General features: G+C 63.7%; 19 protein-coding genes. 13 read left to right on the top strand and 6 right to left on the bottom strand.

From position 1 onward, the window contains the following. Positions 1-27: 27 nt before the first annotated feature. Both BJ994_RS12835 and dnaK read right to left on the bottom strand, forming a co-directional pair. Positions 28-723, bottom strand: coding sequence for a nucleotide exchange factor GrpE (locus BJ994_RS12835; protein ID WP_167994658.1), 696 nt, complete (start codon positions 721-723; stop codon positions 28-30). 2 nt (positions 724-725) lie between these two features. Next, positions 726-2,609: a molecular chaperone DnaK gene (gene dnaK / locus BJ994_RS12840; RefSeq protein ID WP_167994659.1), complete on the bottom strand. Its 1,884-nt coding sequence runs from the start codon at positions 2,607-2,609 to the stop codon at positions 726-728. Between the two features lie 320 nt (positions 2,610-2,929). On the opposite strand from dnaK, the gene BJ994_RS12845 reads away from it, so the two are divergent. The 3 genes from BJ994_RS12845 to BJ994_RS12855 are packed head-to-tail and all read left to right on the top strand — an operon-like array spanning position 2,930 to position 5,091. Then, positions 2,930-3,943 (top strand): WXG100 family type VII secretion target, encoded by a 1,014-nt coding sequence (locus tag BJ994_RS12845; protein WP_167994660.1) that lies wholly within the window; start codon positions 2,930-2,932, stop codon positions 3,941-3,943. A 49-nt stretch (positions 3,944-3,992) separates the two neighbouring features. After that, positions 3,993-4,697, top strand: coding sequence for a hypothetical protein (locus BJ994_RS12850; protein ID WP_167994661.1), 705 nt, complete (start codon positions 3,993-3,995; stop codon positions 4,695-4,697). Then, a complete protein-coding gene (locus BJ994_RS12855) occupies positions 4,690-5,091 on the top strand; it encodes a hypothetical protein (protein ID WP_167994664.1) in 402 nt (133 codons plus the stop codon). Before BJ994_RS12850 ends, BJ994_RS12855 begins: the two co-directional genes overlap by 8 nt. A 25-nt stretch (positions 5,092-5,116) precedes the next feature. Here the strand turns inward: BJ994_RS12855 and BJ994_RS12860 are convergent, their stop codons facing one another. The 3 genes from BJ994_RS12860 to BJ994_RS12870 form a co-directional block, all read right to left on the bottom strand. Then, complete coding sequence (locus BJ994_RS12860; RefSeq protein ID WP_167994666.1) at positions 5,117-5,635, bottom strand: hypothetical protein; 519 nt, start codon at positions 5,633-5,635, stop codon at positions 5,117-5,119. Between the two features lie 101 nt (positions 5,636-5,736). Beyond that, entirely contained in the window at positions 5,737-7,239 is a 1,503-nt protein-coding gene (locus BJ994_RS12865; protein WP_167994668.1) for a DUF2515 family protein, read from the bottom strand. A 183-nt stretch (positions 7,240-7,422) separates the two neighbouring features. After that, positions 7,423-9,591 carry an MMPL family transporter gene (locus tag BJ994_RS12870; RefSeq protein ID WP_167994670.1) on the bottom strand — a complete coding sequence of 723 codons (2,169 nt, stop codon included), beginning with the start codon at positions 9,589-9,591 and terminating at the stop codon, positions 7,423-7,425. Positions 9,592-9,683: 92 nt separating this feature from the next. Between BJ994_RS12870 and BJ994_RS12875 the strand changes: the two genes are divergently transcribed. The 7 genes from BJ994_RS12875 (at position 9,684) to BJ994_RS12905 (ending at position 15,926) form a co-directional block, all read left to right on the top strand. Further along, positions 9,684-10,157, top strand: a complete 474-nt coding sequence (locus BJ994_RS12875; protein ID WP_167994672.1) for a MarR family winged helix-turn-helix transcriptional regulator — start codon at positions 9,684-9,686, stop codon at positions 10,155-10,157. A 10-nt stretch (positions 10,158-10,167) separates the two neighbouring features. Next, complete coding sequence (locus BJ994_RS12880) at positions 10,168-10,965, top strand: methyltransferase domain-containing protein (RefSeq protein ID WP_167994674.1); 798 nt, start codon at positions 10,168-10,170, stop codon at positions 10,963-10,965. 83 nt (positions 10,966-11,048) lie between these two features. Then, entirely contained in the window at positions 11,049-12,650 is a 1,602-nt protein-coding gene (locus BJ994_RS12885) for a phytoene desaturase family protein (RefSeq protein ID WP_167994676.1), read from the top strand. Positions 12,651-12,727: 77 nt separating this feature from the next. Further along, entirely contained in the window at positions 12,728-13,240 is a 513-nt protein-coding gene (locus BJ994_RS12890) for a low molecular weight protein-tyrosine-phosphatase (protein ID WP_167994678.1), read from the top strand. Between the two features lie 188 nt (positions 13,241-13,428). After that, positions 13,429-15,036: an MFS transporter gene (locus BJ994_RS12895; RefSeq protein WP_167994680.1), complete on the top strand. Its 1,608-nt coding sequence runs from the start codon at positions 13,429-13,431 to the stop codon at positions 15,034-15,036. 201 nt (positions 15,037-15,237) lie between these two features. Further along, positions 15,238-15,549, top strand: a complete 312-nt coding sequence (locus tag BJ994_RS12900) for a type II toxin-antitoxin system Phd/YefM family antitoxin (RefSeq protein WP_245192292.1) — start codon at positions 15,238-15,240, stop codon at positions 15,547-15,549. Continuing rightward, on the top strand, positions 15,528-15,926 hold the full coding sequence (locus BJ994_RS12905; protein WP_167994682.1) for a type II toxin-antitoxin system VapC family toxin: 399 nt from the start codon (positions 15,528-15,530) through the stop codon (positions 15,924-15,926). Before BJ994_RS12900 ends, BJ994_RS12905 begins: the two co-directional genes overlap by 22 nt. A 43-nt stretch (positions 15,927-15,969) precedes the next feature. Here the strand turns inward: BJ994_RS12905 and BJ994_RS12910 are convergent, their stop codons facing one another. Beyond that, on the bottom strand, positions 15,970-16,671 hold the full coding sequence (locus tag BJ994_RS12910; RefSeq protein WP_167994684.1) for a TetR/AcrR family transcriptional regulator: 702 nt from the start codon (positions 16,669-16,671) through the stop codon (positions 15,970-15,972). Positions 16,672-16,806: 135 nt separating this feature from the next. Here BJ994_RS12910 and BJ994_RS12915 point away from each other — a divergent pair, with 135 nt between their 5' ends. Genes BJ994_RS12915 through pabB form a run of 3 tightly spaced genes read left to right on the top strand, consistent with a single transcriptional unit; the run spans position 16,807 to position 20,431 of the window. Next, a complete protein-coding gene (locus tag BJ994_RS12915) occupies positions 16,807-17,757 on the top strand; it encodes an NAD-dependent epimerase/dehydratase family protein (protein ID WP_167994686.1) in 951 nt (316 codons plus the stop codon). Continuing rightward, positions 17,754-18,371, top strand: a complete 618-nt coding sequence (locus BJ994_RS12920; RefSeq protein ID WP_167994688.1) for a LysE family transporter — start codon at positions 17,754-17,756, stop codon at positions 18,369-18,371. Before BJ994_RS12915 ends, BJ994_RS12920 begins: the two co-directional genes overlap by 4 nt. Positions 18,372-18,394: 23 nt before the next feature. Next, positions 18,395-20,431 (top strand): aminodeoxychorismate synthase component I, encoded by a 2,037-nt coding sequence (pabB, locus tag BJ994_RS12925; RefSeq protein WP_167994690.1) that lies wholly within the window; start codon positions 18,395-18,397, stop codon positions 20,429-20,431. The last annotated feature ends 66 nt before the right edge of the window (positions 20,432-20,497 follow it).

The following is a 20,497-nucleotide window of genomic DNA, read 5'->3' on the forward strand; positions in this document are numbered from 1 at the left end:
CCCGTTCGGAGGGGACGGCGAGCTCAGCTACTCAGGAACAGCAACAATCACCTGAGCTGCTCGCAGGACGCGGTCCTCTTTTTTGTAGCCCGCACGGAGGATCTGGCTGACACTGTCGAACTGCACGTCCACGCTGGGCTGCTGGATGAGGGCCTCGTGGATGTTCGGGTCGAACTCCACACCGGTCTCATCGATGCGGGTCAGGCCATACGTCTTCAGGGCGTTCTCCAGCTTCGTGGAGATCGCCGCGAAGGGACCTTCGGCCAGGTCGCCGTGCTGCCGGGCGGCGTCGATGTCGTCCAGGACGGGCATCAGGGAGTTCAGGACTCCGATGACTGCCATGTCCCGTGCGACGTCGCGGTCCCGCTCAACCCGCTTGCGATAGTTCACGTACTCGGCCTGCAGACGGAGGAGGTCGTTGCGGAGTTCGGCTTCGACGTCGGTCGCAGGGGCCTCGGCACCGGCCTCGTTGAGGATTGCCTCCGCCTGGGCGAGGGCGTCGCCGTCGTCAGCTGATTCCGAACCGGGTGTCTGACCCTCGGCCCCGGCCTCGGGATCCTGACCGGCACCCTCTGCGGGTGCCGAATCAGGAGCGCCCGTCCCGGCTCCCTCATCAGTGCCGTCGTTCCGCCCACGGACCTTGCCCGTTTCCGGGTCGATCTTCCGGTTGTCGCGGAAACTGACCGGTTCCTGGTGCTCTTCTTCGTTTCCGTGGTGCGGCATGGCTACTTCTTCTCGTCTTCGTCAACGACCTCGGCGTCGACGATGTCTTCGTCGTCAGCCTTAGCGCCGTCAGCGCTGGGCTCATCAGTTGCGCCGGAGGGTGCAGCACCGGGGCCGGTTGCACCTTCCTGCTGGGCCTGCGCGTAGATGGCTTCGCCGAGCTTGGTCTGGGACGCCTGGAGCTTCTCGAAGGCGGCCTTCACCTCATCGTCGTTGTCCTGGGACTCGAGAGCCTTCTTGAGGGCGTCGACGTCGGCCTGTACTTCGGTCTTGACCTCTTCAGGCAGCTTGTCCGAGTTGTCGGCGATCAGCTTGTCCGTCGAGTACGCGAGCTGCTCGGCACCATTGCGGGTGTCAGCGGCCTCGCGGCGCTGCTTGTCTTCGGCAGCGTGCTCCTCGGCGTCACGCACCATGCGGTCGATGTCTTCCTTGGAGAGCGACGAACCGCCCGTGATGGTCATGGACTGCTCGGTGCCGGTGCCCTTGTCCTTGGCGGACACGTGGACAATGCCGTTGGCATCGATGTCAAAGGTGACCTCGACTTGCGGGACACCACGCGGAGCAGGCGCGATACCGGTGAGCTCGAACGTGCCCAGCGGCTTGTTGTCGCGGGTGAACTCGCGCTCGCCCTGGAAAACCTGAATGGCAACGGACGGCTGGTTGTCATCCGCCGTGGTGAAGGTTTCACTCCGCTTGGTGGGGATTGCCGTGTTGCGCTCAATCAGGTGCGTCATGACGCCACCCTTGGTCTCGATGCCGAGGGACAGCGGGGTGACGTCGATCAGGAGAACGTCCTTGCGCTCGCCCTTCAGCACTCCTGCCTGGAGTGCAGCGCCAACAGCGACGACCTCATCAGGGTTGACACCCTTATTGGGCTCCTTGCCGCCGGCCAGTTCCTTCACGAGCTCCGACACAGCGGGCATACGGGTTGAACCACCGACGAGGACGATGTGATCGATATCCGAAACCTTGATTCCGGCTTCCTTGATGACGTCGTTGAACGGCTTCTTGGTGCGGTCCAGCAGGTCCTTGGTGAGGTCCTGGAACTTGGCACGGCTCAGGTGCTCATCCAGGTGCACCGGACCTTCAGGGGTGACGGAGAGGTACTGAAGCGAGATGTTGGTCGAGCTTGCCGAGGACAGTTCCTTCTTTGCCTGCTCTGCAGCTTCCTTGAGGCGCTGCAGCGCGATCTTGTCCTTGGACAGATCAACGCCCTTGGCCTTTGCCTGCGAGAGCAGGAAGTCGACTACGCGCTGATCCCAGTCATCGCCGCCGAGGCGGTTGTCGCCGGCCGTGGCGCGGACCTGGATGGTGGAGAAGTCATCCTCATCCTTACCGACCTCGAGGAGCGAGACGTCGAAGGTGCCGCCACCGAGGTCGAACACGAGAATGAGCTCGTCTTCCTTGCCTTTGTCCAGGCCGTAGGCGAGCGCTGCGGCGGTGGGCTCATTGACGATGCGCAGGACGTTCAGGCCGGAGATCTCGCCGGCCTCCTTGGTGGCCTGGCGCTCGGCGTCGTTGAAGTACGCGGGCACGGTGATGACGGCGTCGGTGACCTTCTCGCCCAGGTAGCTCTCGGCGTCGGTCTTCAGCTTCTGAAGAATGCGCGCGGAGATTTCCTGCGGCGTGTAGGTCTTGTCATCAACCTTGATGTCCCAGTCAGTGCCCATATGGCGCTTGACGGAGGCGATTGTGCGGTCGATGTTGTTGACGGCCTGGCGCTTGGCGATCTCGCCGACCAGGACCTCGCCGCCCTTGGAGAAAGCGACGATGGACGGAGTGGTGCGCGCACCCTCCGCGTTGGCGATGACGGTGGGCTCGCCACCCTCAAGTACGGAGACAACGGAGTTGGTTGTCCCGAGGTCAATGCCTACTGCACGTGACATGCGTGTTCCTTTCGACATAACCGTTGATAACGGTTGTGGGTTGGCTCCGCCCAGATTGAGCGTTCTGCACTCAACTGTACTCAGCCGGTGTTGAGTGTCAAACCAAAGTTGAGCGGGGCTGGCTCAAGTATTCGAAATGAACGACGGGTCCTCGCCCTACTCCCCCTGAAACACCAGCCCAAATCGACGACGGCGGCAGTTGCGCCAGCAGCGAAACACTCGGAACGCGCGTCGTGTCCCGGTGGGCAGCCCTCCCCATCGCGCCTGGCGTACCTTCGGCCCTAGGCTCATCTACAAGAAGCAGACCTGGAGGGTGGGACATGGCTGGCGAGATAATCGGTGCGAACGTCGCGCAATTGCGCGATCTGGCAATGCATTTCGAGGACGCCCAGGCGCGCATTCACACGCTTGCCGGTGTTGTAACGGCCCGCGTGAATCAGCCCGGCTATTGGGGCGGCGACGACGCCGACCGTTTCCGGACTGATTGGAACAACGGACACCGAACACGGCTGCTCAGCACCCAGACCTTGCTCAGTACCGCTGCTCGCGACCTCCGCCGGAACGCTGACGAGCAGGAGCGCACCAGCGGACCCGATACAGGTACGACGACGGGCGGCACCGGGGGATCCTCTGGAGCGCCGGGAAACCCGACAGAACAAGGCCAGTCGGACGATACATCCGGCGAATCACTGCTCGGATCTTTGAATGCCATCTGGAACGGAATCAATCTAGCCAACGGGGCTCTCGGGCTTGCCGCCCTGCCGGTTGCCATCGCGCGGCTGCAGACGATGGGACAACTCGCCGGCAGCTTCGACACACTGCAGGACGCACTGACGGTCGCGGACCGCGCACGCAACCTGACCCGCCTGGACGGGCTGCTCAGCGGCGCCGGATGGGCGGATGAAGTGCAACGACTGAGCAACGTCATCCCCGATGCCGGTTTAGCAGGAAGAGTCGGCTGGCTCACCGGCCCCCTAGGCACGGCCGGCAAATTTCTTGGGCCCGCAGGGGTTGTCCTCGGCGGCCTCACCACCATCAACGATTTCGCTCAGGGCAATTACGATCGCGGCGTTTACAACGCCATCACTACGGGTCTGGGAACCGCGGCACTTTTCACACCGCCACCGGCCAACCTCGTTCTTGGAGTTGCTGCCGGCGGGATGGCGCTCGGCCAACTGGTTTATGACAATTGGGATTCGATCGAGTCGGGAATCAGCACTGCGTGGGAATGGACCGGGGACCGGGTTGAAGACGTCGGAGAAGCTGTGAGCGACGGCGTCGAGGCTATCGGCGACGGGCTGGAAGCGGCCGGCGAAGCACTATGGCCCTTCTAAAGATCCTTAGTATGAAGCTTGAGAACCGGACGACTGAAAGGCCACTGCGATGACACCTTCCTCCGAGCGGGTTCCAACCGTTGAAGCGGATACGGACCAAGGTCAGGACGCGGTCACCGGGTTCGGCATCGCTGAAATTTCGTACCTCATGTCTTTGGGGGAGGGAAAGAGCGCAGACAAAACCCGTGAGGTTATGCCTGTAGGCGTCGAGGCCTCTTCGCCCGGGCTGATTGCAGCTGGTGCCTCTTCCCTCCTCGCTCGCGGGCTGGTCCGAATAGAAGACGACCGGGTTCTTCCGACAGCCCTTGCCAACGGCGTCAGCTACACCCTTGCGTCAGCCCAGCGGTGGACCCAGTTCGGGATATTCCGCGGCGACTCCCTGGACTTCGCCCTCTACCTTCAGGCGCCGGAGATGTCCGCGCTATTTCAGCCGAGGGCTCTGAGCAGCTGGTTCGTAATGGTGAGGAATCCAGCGCGAACCGACGCGGAGCTCCTCCTTGAGTCGATCAAAACCACCATCAGCCAAAGCCCGGACAGCGTTGTCTTCCTGCGTTCGCACACGCTCGACGATGAGGCGAACCTGTTCGTGAGAGCCGGTGAGAACGGCGTCTGGGATGTGGCGACCGTAAGGGAACCCGGGGATCAGGATCGGGATACCGCCGCCAGCACGGCACAGCTGCTCAGCATGTTGGAGCACCTGACGCAACTGTCGGACCCCGCTGAGACTGCGCCGCCAGGAGTACCCCATGCATAGCCGGTACTTCACACCGCGCCAGTGGAACCCCTACGTTCCGGCAGAGCTCAAGGAACCCTTTCCGTGGGCACATCGGGACGACCCCGTGCAACGCCGATCGAACGTTGACGGTGTGCCGTTCCCCTTCCGCTCGCCGCGTGCAATACTCCTCTGCGGCTGCGTCCTCCTGCTTCTGAGCATCATCGGAATCACGCTTCTGTCCTTTTCACCCGCCAGCGCCGGTATGACAGTTCTTGCTGGAGCGTTCTTCACCGGTGGCAGCGTGTTCGTCGTGTACATCGGCGTGGCGCGGGTGCGCTGGGAGCGAAGGTTTACACAGCGAATGGGATTCTCACCCTTCGATCGCCGACCGACCGACGTCCCTGGCCTGGCTCAGCATACCGACCCGCTCTGATCGACAGTCCCTTCGGGGGCCTTCCTTATCCCGCCGGTGTGATCGTGTAGACGAGAACCTTGCGCGGCTCCCCCTCGTCCCAATGCAGTTCCATCTGAACGCCCGGGCCTAGCTTGGAACCGATCGGGAAGTTGGTACCGTGCGCGTCTTCCGGATTGGCCCCCACGTTCGAGGTCCAACTCTCGACCTTGGAAGGGTCAACGCCATACTTCTCGACAGACTCCCCCACTTCGGCAACCAGCGCCTCGTCATCTTCGAAAACGCGGAACAGCGTCAGGTAGTCGATCGTGTCCCAACCGGAAGCCGTGAATAGTTTCAGGGTTGGCGTTTCAATGGTTGCTTCGCCATTGGCGCCCTTGATCGTGACAGCGATGGGCTCGGACTCGTCCATGGCGATCATCGGAGCGATGTCATCCGCAGTAAGTCCTACATCTGCCCGCGTCAACTCCCCGTCGGTGAGATCAAAGGTAGCCGTGCGTGACTCCTTAATCGCCTCAATACCCGCCTCGTCCATGGGCGATGAACCTGCTGCTGTCAGTTTCACTGTCGTTTCTTCTCCTGGGGAGGCGTCGGATGCGCCGCAGGCGGCGAGGATGAATACAAGGAGCAACGGCACCATAAGCCGCCGAACCGAGCGCAAAGGCGTCACTGGTTAACCTCAACGTCGAATCCGGCGAGTATCCGCGCGGTGATCTCATCTATGTTGTTGATCGGCCGGTTGGCCTGGAGCCTGTCATTGAAGTTCGATTCCACGATCCGCGCAGCTTCCTCTGGATTGGTTCGGAGCAGTTCCTGATAGGCAGGCAGGGTGTCCTGCTGGATGAGCGCCCAGCGGTCCTCCTGATTTGCGATGTTTCCATCGGGAAGACCGGTAGTCCAGGCAACGCTACCCTGCACCGGATTGTCGCGGCCGAAGATGGTTTCCGGCCCAGGGGATTCAATTGAACCGTCGACCGGAAAAATCTCCGAGTAACTCCTGGCACCCGGGATCGAGGGCTCCCCCACCAGACTCAAACCCCATGTGACCACGTCGCCGGTAACCTGACGGTCCTGCATGGCCTGATAGTTGTCGACAATAATCTCGTTCTGCTCGCGGTTCAGAAGCGCTTCGTTACCGCGACTAATACGGGCAGGGTCTCCCGAGTCGACGTCCGCCCAGGCCTGCCCCATTGTTGGTGTCATGGAACCGGCTTCCACCAGGCGCTCGATCTGTTCCATTCCGCCCTCTGTGTAAGCCTGGTGCATCATCGCCTGGTCGAGGAAGATTTCCTTCTGCATGGACAGCAGTTCGGTCTCGTAGAACCCAAGCTCGGAGTCCGGGAGTGCGGCCAACTGGTCCAGCCGTTCGCGAACGTCGTCGGGCATCGGGATGTCATCAGGAATATCGGCTGCAGCCTGTGCGATATCACGCATCAGGTCCAGGTCATAGAAGCCTCCGGCGAACGAGGGCCCGATCATGTTTGCCATCCCCGCCCACTGCAGGTCCGGGTTCTCAAGGAAGAGCCGTCCGTAGTACTCGTAGACCTCGGTGATGGTTTCCGCATTGGCTTCGGTTCCGAGTTCGGGACGCCAAGCCGCCGGATCGATACCCGCTTCGCGCATGGCGTTGTCGTTCCAGTAGTTGATCAGGAAGTTCTCGTATGCGTCCGAGTCGGCCACCAAGTCCCCGTTATCAAACGCTGCATCAAGGGCTACCTTTGCAGCTTCCGGGTTCTCCTGCATCCACTCCCGAAACTCCGAAGACTTGAGGTACTCCTCCCGCTCTTCGGGCGTCATGTCCGCAAGACGGGATTCCAGCTCCTGCCGGGCGGCAGCTTCCTGCGGCGTCAGCCCGCCGGCGCCTGTCGACCCGGATCCGCTGCCGCCGCCGTCGTCGTCGCTTGTTCCCGCCTGCTGGGCGGCCTGCTCAACCAGCGTCCTGCCTGCGAGCGCTAGCGCCTCGGCGATACCCACCAGCCGCGGCGCTAGCGAGGTGGCCCAGCGTTCCCGGAAACGCGCGGCGTCGGGCCCGTGCCAGGGCACGCCCTGAAGGATCGACGAGCAGTGCTGTGTGGTGTTTCGGATATTGTCGCTCGAGCTACCCATGACGGCGGCCAACCGTTCGAGCTGCTCAAGGTTTGCGCCCAACATTCCGTCGCCGGTACCCACGTGATCTCCTGTACGGCCCCCATCGGGCACTTCCGTGCGGCGCCGGATGCGCTGCCTCATTCACACTAGGTGCGGGCCGGCGGGGCTGTCGATGGATACCTCTCCCCGTGGAGCGTCCGTTAATCCCAGTGGACGGGCAGGTTCAGTGGGAAGGAACTGTTCCCTCCCACCGAAGAGCGGCGCTCACTGGGAGGAAGTGTCCGCAGGTACCGACGCGCCGTGGGCCGCACCGGCGTCGTGCTTTCGCAGGTGCTTTGAAAGGCGCGAGGGCCACCAGATGGCGCGACCGACATCGTAGGCCAACGCCGGAACCAGCAACGAACGCACCACGACCGTGTCCAGCAGAACCCCGAACGCAACAATGAAGGCGATCTGCGCCAGGAAAAGGATTGGGATGACCCCGAGCGCCGCAAAGGTCGCCGCGAGGACTATCCCGGCGGACGTGATGACCCCACCGGTCACGCCGAGCCCGCGCAGGATGCCCGCCCGAGTGCCGATCCGCAGCGATTCCTCCCGGACCCGGGTCATCAGGAAGATGTTGTAGTCCACACCGAGGGCCACCAGAAATACGAACCCGAACAGCGGAACCGACGCATCGGCGCCGTCGAACCCAAGCACGTTGTTGAACACGAGCGCCGAGACACCGAGTGCCGTTGCATAGGACAGCACGACGGACCCGATCAGCAGCACCGGCGCGAGCACCGAGCGAAGCAGCAGCATGAGAATGACCAGGATGACGGCGAGGACAATCGGGATGATCTTCACCAGGTCCGCCTGCGCCGTCACGTTCGTATCGAGCGCCACCGCCGTCACACCGCCCACCAGCGCCTCGGGGCTGACCGCATCCAGGCTGGTCCGGAGCTGCTGCACCACGTTCTCGGCCTCGGCGGAGTCGGCCTGGTAATCGAGCGTCGCCCGGAGTAGCACATTGCCATCACGGACGACGACGACGCCGGCAGCGTCCGCGGTGACACTCGCCTCCGTGATGCCCTCCTGCGCTTCGAGGACCTCCAGGACGGCGTCCTGTGTCCCCTCCGGCGCAACGATCGTGACCGGGCTACCCGCACCGGCGTCGAAGTGGCGGGCCAGCGCTTCCTGACCGTCCACGGCGTTGGACGGAGCCAGGATGAGCGAGGACTGGGGCACGCCGTTGGCCTGCAGTTGCAGCAAGCCAAGCGATCCCGCCGCCAGGACCAGGAAGGACGCGATCCAGACGGGCCGTGCACGACGGGAGATCAGCCTCGCAACCCGCAGCCAGATGCCGCGAAGGCCCTCCAGCCCGGTTACATTCTCCGCGTATGCCTCAGCGGGGTGAGTGCCGGTTTTGGGCCGTAGCGGCCAGAATGCGGACCGGCCGAAGAGCAGCAGCAACGCCGGGAGCAACGAGAGCGCCGCCAGCAACGAGAAGACGATGCCGATGGCTGCGATCGGCCCCAGGCTCCGGTTCGAGTTCAGGTCCGAGAACAGCAGGCACAACAGCGCGAGAATCACCGTGGCGCCGGAGGCAACTATGGGCTCCACCGAACCGCGGTACGCCACTTTCATGGCATCCCATTTGGAGCCGTATTCGGTGAGGGCCTCACGGAAGCGCGCCACCAGCAGCAGGGCGTAGTCCGTTGCGGCTCCGATCACCAGGATTGAGAGGATGCCCTGGCTCTGGCCGCTGAGCTGGATCCACCCCCAACCGGCGAAGGCATAGACCAGCAGAATCGACGTCGCGAGCGCAAAGACCGAGGTGAACAGGACCAGGAACGGCAGCACCAGCGACCGGTACACGGCCAACAGGATCAGGAAGACAGCGCCCAATGCCACAGCGAGCAGGATCCCGTCGATGCCGCCGAAGGCGCTCACGAGGTCGGCGGTGAACCCGGCAGGTCCCGTCACGTAACCCGTGGCGCCGTCGGGTAGTTCTGCCTGAAGCACAGCGCGAAGTTCGCTGACCACTTCGCCCAGCTCGGCGTCGTCGGACACTGACGCCACATACTGAATGGCAAGGCCATCCCCGGAAGGAATAGGCCCGACGACGGCGGGCCTGCCCTCGGCAGCAGCCTCCAGCCCCGGGACCTCCGCGAGAGTATCGGCGAGCGCCTCATACTGGCTTAGTTCCTGCGGCGGGATCGGGGTGTCGGACTCAACCACGACGACGGCGGGAACCGCCTCCGAGTCCGTAAAGGCCTTCTGTAACTCCCCGGCTTCCGTGGACTCGGCGCTCGCGGGCAGGAAGGAAGCCTGGTCATTGCTGCTGACCTCATCGAGTTTGCCGAACGTCGGACCGCCGAAGCCCGCTCCGATGAACCACAGCACCACGACGAACGCCGGCAGCACCGCTCGCACCCATTTCCTGTTGAACATGTCAGTCCTTCCCAAAGTATCTCTACAACCAACTATATCCACCATGGAGATATTTGGCGCATGTCCTAATCTGGATACAAAGAAGGTGAGAGATGTCCCCCACTGCCCTACCGGAGCTGATGGCGCTGCTGCAGCAGTTCACGGTCGAAACGGATCGCTATGTCGACACCGTCAGCGCGCGCGATGCCCTGCACCGCACGGACCTCAACGCACTCGGGATCATGATGGGCGCCGCCAGGTCAGGTGTGACAGTGACACCCGGCATGCTGCGGCACGCTCTGAACCTCAGTTCGCCGGCCACAACGGCCCTGGTCGACCGTTTGGACCGTGCCGGTCACGTACGGCGTGCCCGCAGTTCGGTTGACCGCCGGCAGGTGCACCTGGAAATGACCGAGAAGGCCCTCGCCACGGGATCCGCCCTCTTCTCACCGCTTGCGCGCAGCGTTGAACGCTCACTTGAGAATTTCCCCCAGGACGAACTTGAGCTACTGGCAGCCATGATGCGCAGGGTCACGGAGGCAACCGTCCAGGCGCGTCAACAGGCCAGCGGCCAGCGCCCGGAGTAGCCTTTCGACCATGAGCGAAGAGGTGTACTCCCACGGTCATCATTCAAGCGTCACGAGCGCCCATTCCGAACGTCGGGCCGCCGACTCCGCGGGCTACCTGCTCGACCATCTGACCTCCGGCATGGACCTGCTCGACGTCGGCTGCGGTCCGGGAAGCATCACGGCCGACTTCGCCGCACTCCTCGATCCCGGCCGTGTGATCGGCATGGACCGTTCCGCCGAGGTCGTTGCGCTCGCGGAGAGAACCTACGCAGGAATCGATAACCTGTCCTTCCGCACCGGCAACGTCTACGACCTCGATCTGCCTGACGAATCCGTGGACGTTGTTCACGCACATCAGGTACTGCAGCACCTGACAGACCCGGTGGCGGCCCTGCGCGAAATGCGGCGGGTCACCCGGCCCGGCGGCGTCATCGCCGTTCGCGAGGCGGACTTCCACGCGATCGCCTGGTACCCGCCCACCCCGGAACTGGACGAGTGGATGGATACCTACCAGCAGCTCGCGCGCAGCAACCGCGCCGAGCCCGACGCCGGACGGCACCTCCTTGCCTGGGCGCACGAAGCGGGCTTGACCGACGTGGAGGCATCGTCGTCGAACTGGTTGTACGCCACCCCGGAGCGACGGCGCCGGCATGCTGCGGCTTGGGCCGAGCGGGTGCTGAGTTCGGCATTCGCGGAGCAGACCCTCGATCGCGGACTGTCCGACCGCGCGGCGCTGGAGCGGATGGCTGCGGGGTGGCGGCGCTGGGGAGAATCAACCGACGGCTGGTTCCTCATTCCGTGCGGGGAGATCCTCGTACGGGTGTAAGACCTGGCGAGCGAGCGCCGAGGGGTCCTGAGGGCGAGCGGAGCGAGTCCGGGGTAGGTGCGACGTGCTAGTAGTGTGAGCGGATGAGCCGATCCAAAGCGGTTGATTCTGAGCACTTCGACATCGTTGTGGTCGGCGGCGGCCACAACGGGCTTGTCGCGGCAACGTATCTTGCCCGCGCGGGCAGGTCCGTCGTCGTGCTTGAGCGGCAGGACCACGTGGGCGGTGCAGCGGTGTCTGCCGAGGCGTTCCCTGGTACCGGCGCGCGATTGTCGCGTTACTCCTACCTGGTCAGCCTCCTGCCGCGCCGGATTATCGAAGATCTGCAGCTCGATCTGGAGCTGGTGCGCCGGCGTTACTCGTCCTATACACCGCTGCCCGGATCGGACGCCGGGCTACTCATCGACAACACCGACCGACGGGCCACCCGCAGGAGCTTCAGGCGCGTTGGCGCTGACAGCGACGCCGGCGGATTCGCCGAGTTCTACGCGTGCACGTCCCTATTGGCCGAGAAACTGTGGCCAACCGTCACGGAACCGCTTCTCCGCCGTTCAGAGGCCCAAGCCCTAGTAGGCGATGACTCGGTATGGGCGGACTTCATCGAAAGGCCGATCGGCGAGGTCATCGAGCGATTCGCGCAGCAGGACCTCGTTCGCGGAGTCATGCTCACCGACGCCCTGATCAGCACCTTCGCCCGGGCCCACGATGAGAACCTGCAGCAGAACAAGTGCTTTCTCTACCACGTCATCGGAGGCGGCACCGGAGACTGGGACGTCCCAGTGGGCGGGATGGGCGCCGTCTCGGGGGCGCTGGAAAAAGCTGCCCGCGAAGCGGGCGTCGTGATCCGTACTGAGGCGGAGGTCACCGCGGTGGCGCCCAACGGCGTCGTGCATTACCAACAGGCCGACGGCGCTTCGGTGCGCCTCAGCGGTGAGTACGTGCTCGCGAATGTGACGCCTGGCGTGCTGGGTAGCCTGATGGGCGGGCCGGACGCGGCCGGGTTCGCGCCGTCGTCGCACCCTGTCGCTGAGGGCGCACAGGTGAAGGTGAACATGCTGCTCTCGCGGTTGCCGCAGTTGAAAGATCCGCAGGTGACCCCGGAGCAGGCCTTCGGCGGGACGTTTCACATCAACGAGCTGTATTCCCAGCTGGAGGACGCCTACGGCGCAGCGGAGTCCGGGCGGTTCCCCGATCTGCTTCCGATCGAGATCTACTGCCATTCGCTGGCAGATCCTTCCATCCTGTCGCCGGAACTGCGTGAAGCGGGCGCCCACACCCTGACGGTCTTTTCGCTGCAGACACCGCACAGGTTGCTTCGGGAGGCCGACCACGACGAGCAACGGGCAGCACTTCAGCAAGCGGTGCTTTCCTCGTTGAACAGTGTGCTGGCGGAACCGATTGAGGACTGCATCCTTGCCGGACCAACGGGTGCACCGTGCGTCGAAACGAAGACCACCCTTGATCTCGAACGTGAGCTGGGCCTGAGCGGAGGCAACATCTTCCACGGTCCGCTTTCGTGGCCGTTCGCCGACGACGACGATCCGCTGGATACCCCCGCCCGGCGGTGGGGCGTCGCGACAGACCATCCGCGCATCCTTTTGTGCGGAGCGGGTTCGCGACGGGGTGGCGGCGTCAGCGGACTGGGCGGACACAGTGCTGCGATGGCTCTACTGGAAGAGGATTAGCTTTCACTTTGCGCATCCCGATTTGGATTTCGGTCGCTCCAGTGCGCTCTCCTTTGATCAGTACCTAGGATTGAGGCATGTACCGCATCGTCACCGTCTGCACGGGGAATATCTGCCGCTCCCCCATGGCCGAGATCATGCTGACCCGGGCTTTCGAAGAGGCGGGACTGGCCGACGACGTCGTTGTGGACTCCGCGGGTACCACCGGTTGGGAGACCGGCAACCCGATCGACGAGCGCGCTGCTGTGAAACTGACCGAACTCGGTCTGACGAGCGAAACTCACCGCGCCCGGCAGTTCGATCCCGCCTGGTACGCCCAACGGGATCTCATCCTCGCCCTGGACGTGGACCACTACGAGGACCTGCGGCTTGAAGCGCCCGACGGCGAGTGCCGCGGCAGGGTGCGGATGTTGCGTGAGTTTGATCCGTCGAGCGCGGGTACTCCGGTGTCCGAACTCGGAATTTACGACCCGTGGTACGGCGACCAAGCCGACTTCGAAGAGACCTGGCAGATGATTTCGGCCGCGGTCCCCGGAATTGTGCAGTACGTCCTGGAAGAGTTGGCGCGCGGCCACGCGGCGAGCAGCTGAGCCCGGCTTCGGGTAATCAAGCAGAGTCAGCAGCTTCGGTGCACAAAGCACACGCTGCCAATGAACCAGAAACGCTGAAACTGAGGTGGGCTGGGCGGATTCGCACTGACGTGAATACGGTTGACTTTGCCCGGTGCGAGGTCCACCTGAAAGTGCTACTGTTCGCAGCACCGATGAGGGGCAGGACGATGTCCAATATCATTCGCCAACCGTGTGATGAGGGTGTACTGCTCACGGGAAAGGCCGGCTCTCCGTGCTCACCCCATGTGGGCGCTTGGGTGTTGGCTGCAACCATTCTGGGCTCCTCGATGGGTTTCATAGACGGCTCGGTAGTCAACGTCGCCCTGCCTGCCATACAAGGTGAGTTGGGCGCCACAGCAGTGGACGCGCTATGGATTGTGGAGTCCTACGCCCTGTTCCTGGCCGCTCTGCTCCTATTGGGCGGCTCTCTCGGCGATCACTTCGGGCGGCGTCGGATTTTTGCAGCAGGAATCGGGTTGTTTGCCCTCGCCTCTATTTGGTGCGGCTTCGCCCCGGATCCCGGGCAGCTCATCATCGCGCGAGCAGTGCAAGGGATCGGCGGAGCGCTGCTGATCCCAGGGTCACTGGCAATCATCAGTGACGCCTTCGACGAAGAACGCCGCGGCAAGGCTATCGGTACATGGGCGGCCTTCTCCGGCATCACCTCCGTTCTTGGGCCAGTGCTCGGCGGCTACCTGGTCGATACGCTCTCCTGGCGATGGGTGTTTTTCATCAACATCCCGCTCGCGGCAGTGGTGCTGGTTATCACTTTGACCCGAGTGCCGGAGAGCCGCGATGAAGCGGCTCGCCGGCTGGATCCATGGGGAGCAGTACTGGCGACTGTCGGGCTTGGCGGCCTCGTATTCGGATTGATCGAAGGATCAACTGCAGGATTCACCGCGCCCTTAGTGCTTGGCTCGTTGCTGGTCGGTTGCACGTCTCTGGCGGGCTTCGTGGTAGTGCAACAACGGGTGCGCGAACCAATGATGCCGCTATCCCTGTTCCGAAGCCGGAACTTCACCGGCGCGAACCTATTCACACTCTTGCTGTACTTCGCATTGGGCGGCGCCTTGTTCTTCCTCCCGTTCAACCTCATCCAGGTACAGGGCTACACAGCCACCGCGGCCGGTGCGGCATTCGTACCCGCAATCGTGCTGATGTTCTTTCTGTCCCGTTACACCGGTGCGCTCTCTGATCGGATCGGCGCGAAGATCCCACTCGTCGCCGGTTCCGCACTCGCCGCCGCTGGATTCGCCCTGCTGGCTGTCCCCGGAGTAGACGCAGGACCGTACTGGACCAGCTACTTCCCCGCGATAGTAGTGCTCGGGCTGGGCCTATCCATCTTGGTACCGAACCTGACCACGGTCGCGTTGAACGCAGTACCCGGGCACCGGGCCGGGCTGGCAAGCGGAATCAACAACGCGTTCTCACGAGTGGCCTCGCTCCTGGCCATCGCGGTGCTCGGCGGCCTGATGTTCGCGGCCTTCAGCCCAGCCTTGGACGCACGAACGGAAGGTCTTGACCTGTCCACCACACAACGAGCTCAACTGGAGGTGGCAAAAGTAGATCTCGGAGCCGCACAGCCTCCTCCCGGGCTGCCGGAAGAGACTGCCGCTGCCATTGAACAGGCCGTCGACGAGGCTTACGTAACCGGTTTTCGGGTCTCGGTGCTTGTTTGTGCGGGGCTCGCACTCGCAAGCTCGCTCAGCGCAGCCCTACTCATCCAAAAAGAACGACGCGAAAGGGGGCACGGCGTCGAAGAGGCAAGAGTGTGAGCTGGCACCGCCTCATCAACCAGCGCTGCGATCCTCGGAGATGGACACGACTATCAGACCCGTGAATAGCCCGGGCGGCCGCCCATGGCTGAGCCTTTATAGGATCGCACTTCCCCTCCCCAGCCGGGCAATATCGGGAGGGTTTTCCACATAGCCGCATGCTTCGTGTCATGAGAGCTTAGGCATACATACCGTTACTTCATGACCACATCCGACGGATTCGAATATTGGCCTGAACCTTATGCCGTAGAGGTTGACCAAGTAGACTTGGTCAACATGGGCCAGTACAACGTTCAAGAGGCAAAAACCAGACTGTCCGAGCTGCTGCACATGGTCGAGAGAGGCGACGAGGTGATCATCGCACGTGGCGGGAGGCCTGTGGCAAAGCTCGTGAGAGTGGATCGCCCCCTGAAACGGACGCTCGGCTTTCTCGGCCCGCTCGACGTACCCGAGAGTGCCTTTGAACCGATGACGGGAGAGGAGTTGGCCGAATGGGAACGACCACTTATCTGATCGACTCGCAGGCTCTGCTTCTTGCGATGACCAGCCCGCGCTCCCTGTCCAGCAAGGCGCGCAAGATCATCAGCAGCATGGATGAAACGCTCCTAGCATCCGCAGCCACAGCTTACGAACTCGCGTACAAGTACCGGAAAGGAAAGCTTCCGGGGTTGGACAGAGTCTTCATCGGTTACGAGCATCACGTACGACGGGTGGCTCCGCTGACGGTTCCCATCACAACCGAGCACGCCCTCACCGCGGCCTCGCTTGTTTGGAATCATGCCGACCCGTTCGACCGCCTGATTGCGGCGCAGGCAATGGTCGAGGGCGCCACCATTATCACCAGCGACAATGCCATGCATGAGTTCGAAGCCTTGAGCACCGTCTGGTAGCTGTTCGCTGAAACCCCCGCGGCATCGGCCACCAGACCGTTGCCTACAACCCGACAACTCCCTTCAGCACCCGCAACTGCTGCTCGAACAGCTGCTCAGGGTCAGAGAAAGTGTCTGCGCCGTACTGCCCGAAGACCTCGAAGCTGACAACGCCGAAAAGAGCAGCCCAGACGAGGTTTCCCCGCATAATATGCTCGTCATCCGCCTCCAACGCCATGTCCTCCCGGATGCCCGCGAGGTCCGCAGGCAACTGTCCGTGCACGTCCTCGGAACCGCCGGGGAGTGCCGCAGCCCTGTGCCCGGACCGGTAGGCGTCGTCGTAGATCCGCACCAGTGCCCTGATGACGCGCGTGCCAGGCCCTGTGGTTTGCTCAGCGGGCGCGTGATACCCAGGCACGGGACTGCCGAAAAGCAGCGCATAGCAGGCCGGCTCTCGCAGCGCCCATGCCCGGACTGCCCTGGCCAGGGCAACGAACTTCGCGGCGTGATCATGACCTTGCACCTGCCCTACCGCGCCGTCCACCTCATCGCCAAGCTCGGTGTAGGCGTCCACCACGAGCAACGTGAGGAGCTCGTCACGACTCTTCACGTAGCGGTACACCGCGGATGAAACGAGCCCAAGCTCCCGCGCAATTGCCCGCAGAGAAAGCGCTGCAGCGCCGTGGACGGCAAGGTGCGCCCGGCCGATGCTGATGATGTCTTCCATGGTCTGGGCTCGCGCGCGTTCACGAGGGGTAGGAGCCATATGCTCATGCTGTCCGATTTCGAGAGCGGCGTCAACTTTAGAGAGCACTGCTCTTGACAAGGCGCGGCAAGCAGGCTCATGCTTATCCAGAGAGCAGTGCTCTCATTCACGCCGGTACAAACAGGAGCGATCAGGATGAGCAATTACGTGGTTACCGGGGCCGGCCCCGTTGGCTGGACAGTGGCGGATCAACTGGCAACCGAGGGCAACAGTGTGCGCGTCCTCACCCGCTCAGGCAGCGGTCCGGACCTGCCCGGGATCGAGCGTGTCCGGCTCGATGTATCCGACCCACGCCAACTCAAGGACGCATTGGATGGCGCTGAGGCCGTCTTCCACTGCATCCACGGGTCCGCCTATCGCACTTTCGCATGGGAAGCCGAACTCCCGAAAGCCGAGCAGGTGGTGCTGAAGGCGGCCAAGGATGCCGGCGCCGTCGTCGTTTTTCCGGAGAGCCTGTATTCGTACAGCCACCCGGACGAGGTGATGGACGAGGATTCACCCCGCACCGCTACCGGAGGCAAGCGCGGCGTGCGGACCAGACTGTTGAAGGAGCGCCGTGAGTCCGGTGCGGTGACCGTCAGTGTGGTGGCATCGGACTTCTATGGTCCGCGGGTACGGATGTCGCATGCGGGCGAGCGTGTTGTTCCGCGGGTGCTGGCGGGCCAGACCATCCGGCCGGTGGGGAACGCTGACGTACCGCACTCATTCACGTACGTTCCGGACCTGGCGGCGGCGATGATCGCGGCAGCCCGGCGCGAGGACCTGTGGAACTCGGTATTGCACGCGCCCACCACCGCAGCTCCTACCCAGCGCGGGATAGCCCGGGAGTTCGCGCGCGCTGCCGGCGTGCCGGAACCGCGGATAAAGCCGATTCCGGGCTGGATGGTACGGGCGCTCGGCACGGTATCGGTCGGCATGCGGGAACTGGCGGAGATGCTCTACCAGTTCGAAAATCCGTTCATCATGGATTCGACTCGCAGCGAAGCACTTCTCGGGCTAGAACCCACGCCTTTGTCAGAGGGCGCCGCGGCAACCGTGGATTGGTGGAAAGCAGCCCGCGCAGCCGCCCCTAAGATTGTTCAGTGACCCTTTCGCTTTGGCTTGCGCTGGTTGGCGCGCAGGCACTCATCAGCTTCACTCCCGGAGCGGGGGCTGTGAACACCATGAGCAACTCGCTCACCGTGGGTTTCCGCCGCTCGATCTGGGGCGTTCTCGGCCAGCAGGCGGCGCTGCTGGTGCACATCGCGGTTGTGGCCGCCGGCGTCGGACTGCTGGTCGCAGGCTCCCCCGTGGCATTCAACGTCATCCGCTACACGGGCGCCGCCTACCTTGTGTACCTGGGCATCCGGAAGTTCCTGCAGCCGCCCGTCCCCACCGAGCAGGCAGGGCCGCTCTACGTGGAGGGCGCAGCGTCCATGTTCCGTCGCGGTCTGTGGGTCAACCTCCTGAACCCCAAGGCGATCGTCTTCTTCCTCGCATTCATTCCGCAGTTCATCCGGCTCGATGAACCCTTGCTGGGACAGTACGGTGTGCTCGCAGGAACGGTCATCGCCATCGATGTGCTGGTGATGTGGCTGTTCTTCGCTGCCGCCGCCCGCTCGTTCAGCCGTTTCACCAGCGGGCCGCGCGGGCAGCAGATCCTCAATCGGATCTTCGGCGTACTGTTCATTGCGGTTGGCGTGATGCTGGCTTTCGCCTGAGACCCATCCCATTAAGGCCGCCCATGCTAACCACGCCTGCACACGCTTATCTCCCGCTGATCGTCGCGGTGGACGGCCGTTCCGGTGCGGGGAAAACCTCGCTGGCCGTTGAGCTTGCCACGCTGCTGCGCGAACACCATAGCGTCAGTCTCTTCCACCTTGAGGACCTCTACCCTGGCTGGGACGGACTGGCTGATGGAATGGATCGCTATGTCCGTTCCGTGCTCACTCCCCTCGCGGCGGGAGCTACTGCGCAGTGGCCCGCCTGGGACTGGACGAAGAACGACGACGGCGACACCCGGCTCACCCACCCGGCAGACATTGTGATCGTGGAAGGGGTTGGCGCCTCCTGCGCTGCCGCGCGGAACCTGCTGGACGTGGCGATCTGGATCGACGCCGACGACGACGTCCGCCGGACCAGCGCGCTGAACCGCGACGGCGATGCCTACGCCCCTTTCTGGCAGCGCTGGGCTGACCAGGAGGAGCGGTGGTTACGAGCTGACAATCCGTCCGCTGGTGCGGACATCCTGGTGCACGGCCACACGGCAGACTCACTTCCGCAACGGGTGCGGCTTGCCCTGACCGGCCTTCCGCAATGTGAGTCCTTGATGTCCATGGAGCGTGCCGCGCGGCGCGGCCTCACGCTGCAGGTGGAGATGGTGGACGCCTACCCGGACGGCGCCGCGCTGTTCGCCGGCCTCTACGGGGCGTCCAACGCGGCCGTCTGGCTGGACAGCTCCACGCTGGAAGACCCGCAGGACCGGAGCCGCTTTTCGGTCCTGGCCGACGACGGCGGTCGCTTCGGACAGGTCGCAGAGCACACCGACGGCATCACCCGCGTGAGCAGCGGCCCGGTCACCGCGAGAAGCGCCGGGCCCTTCTTCCGCTGGCTGGACGGGGTGTGGGGCCGGCGTGCCGTCCGCCCGCCGTCGGACTATCCGGGCCCGTTCGCGCTCGGCTGGCTGGGCTATCTCGGGTACGAACTCAAACGCGAAACCGGTGGTCGCATCGTCAGGACCGGCTCATTGCCGGACGCGGCACTCCTGTTCGCGGGCCGCGCCGTCGTACTGGATCACGAAGATCGGCGGGTCTACCTACTGACGCTCCGCGACGGTTCCCGCGATCCCGAAGCCGACGCCTGGCTGGAACGGACGCGCGCCGTCGTACTGGAAAGCGGTGTGCCGCTGGATACCCGAGAGCCACTGCCCGCACCCGAATTCACAGTCAGGGATACCCGCGAGGAGTACCTCGCGAAAATCCGGGAAGCGAAGGCGGAGATCGCGGAGGGCAACTCCTACGAGGTATGCCTGACCACCGCTCTGACCGCGCGCACCCAACGGCTGGATCCTTTCGCGGCCTACCTTCAGCTCCGAAGCACAAATCCCGCACCATTTGCGCATTACTTCGCCTTTCCCGGTTTCGCCGTTGCCAGTACGTCGCCGGAACGTTTTCTGCGGCTCGATTCAGGTGGGGGCATGCGCGCCGAGCCGATCAAGGGCACGCGCCGCCGCTCCACTGATCCCGCTGAGGACTCCGCTTTGAGGGCGGAGCTGCAGACCAGCACCAAGGACCGCGCCGAGAACATCATGATCGTGGACCTGCTGCGCAACGACCTCTCCCACCTCGCAGTCCCGGGGACGGTCATGGTAAGCCGTTTGTGTGACATCGAAACCTACGCGACCGTGCACCAGATGGTCAGCACGATCGACGCCCGGCTCCGGCCAGGGTCGTCACGGGCGGAGGCTGTGGCAGCGGCGTTCCCCGCCGGATCCATGACAGGCGCACCGAAGATCAGCACCATGGCGATCCTCGACCGGCTCGAAGCTGCGCCGCGCGGGGTGTATTCAGGTGCCGCGGGATACTTTTCGCTGGATGGGGCGGCGGATCTCGCCGTCGTCATCCGTACGCTCGTGATGGAGAACGACGACGACGGCACCCGGCTCACGCTCGGCGTGGGTGGGGCCATCACGTCCGACTCAGACCCCGCCGAGGAGTGGGACGAGGTGCGCACCAAGGCATTCGGGGTGCTCTCGGCGCTGGGCTCGACGTTCCCGGACTGATTCTTCCGAATCGAGCGGCCAGTTATGACCGACTTCCAGTCGTGAACCGGCTATATCCGGCCGCTC

The organism is Arthrobacter pigmenti (assembly GCF_011927905.1).
Classification (GTDB): domain Bacteria; phylum Actinomycetota; class Actinomycetes; order Actinomycetales; family Micrococcaceae; genus Arthrobacter_D; species Arthrobacter_D pigmenti.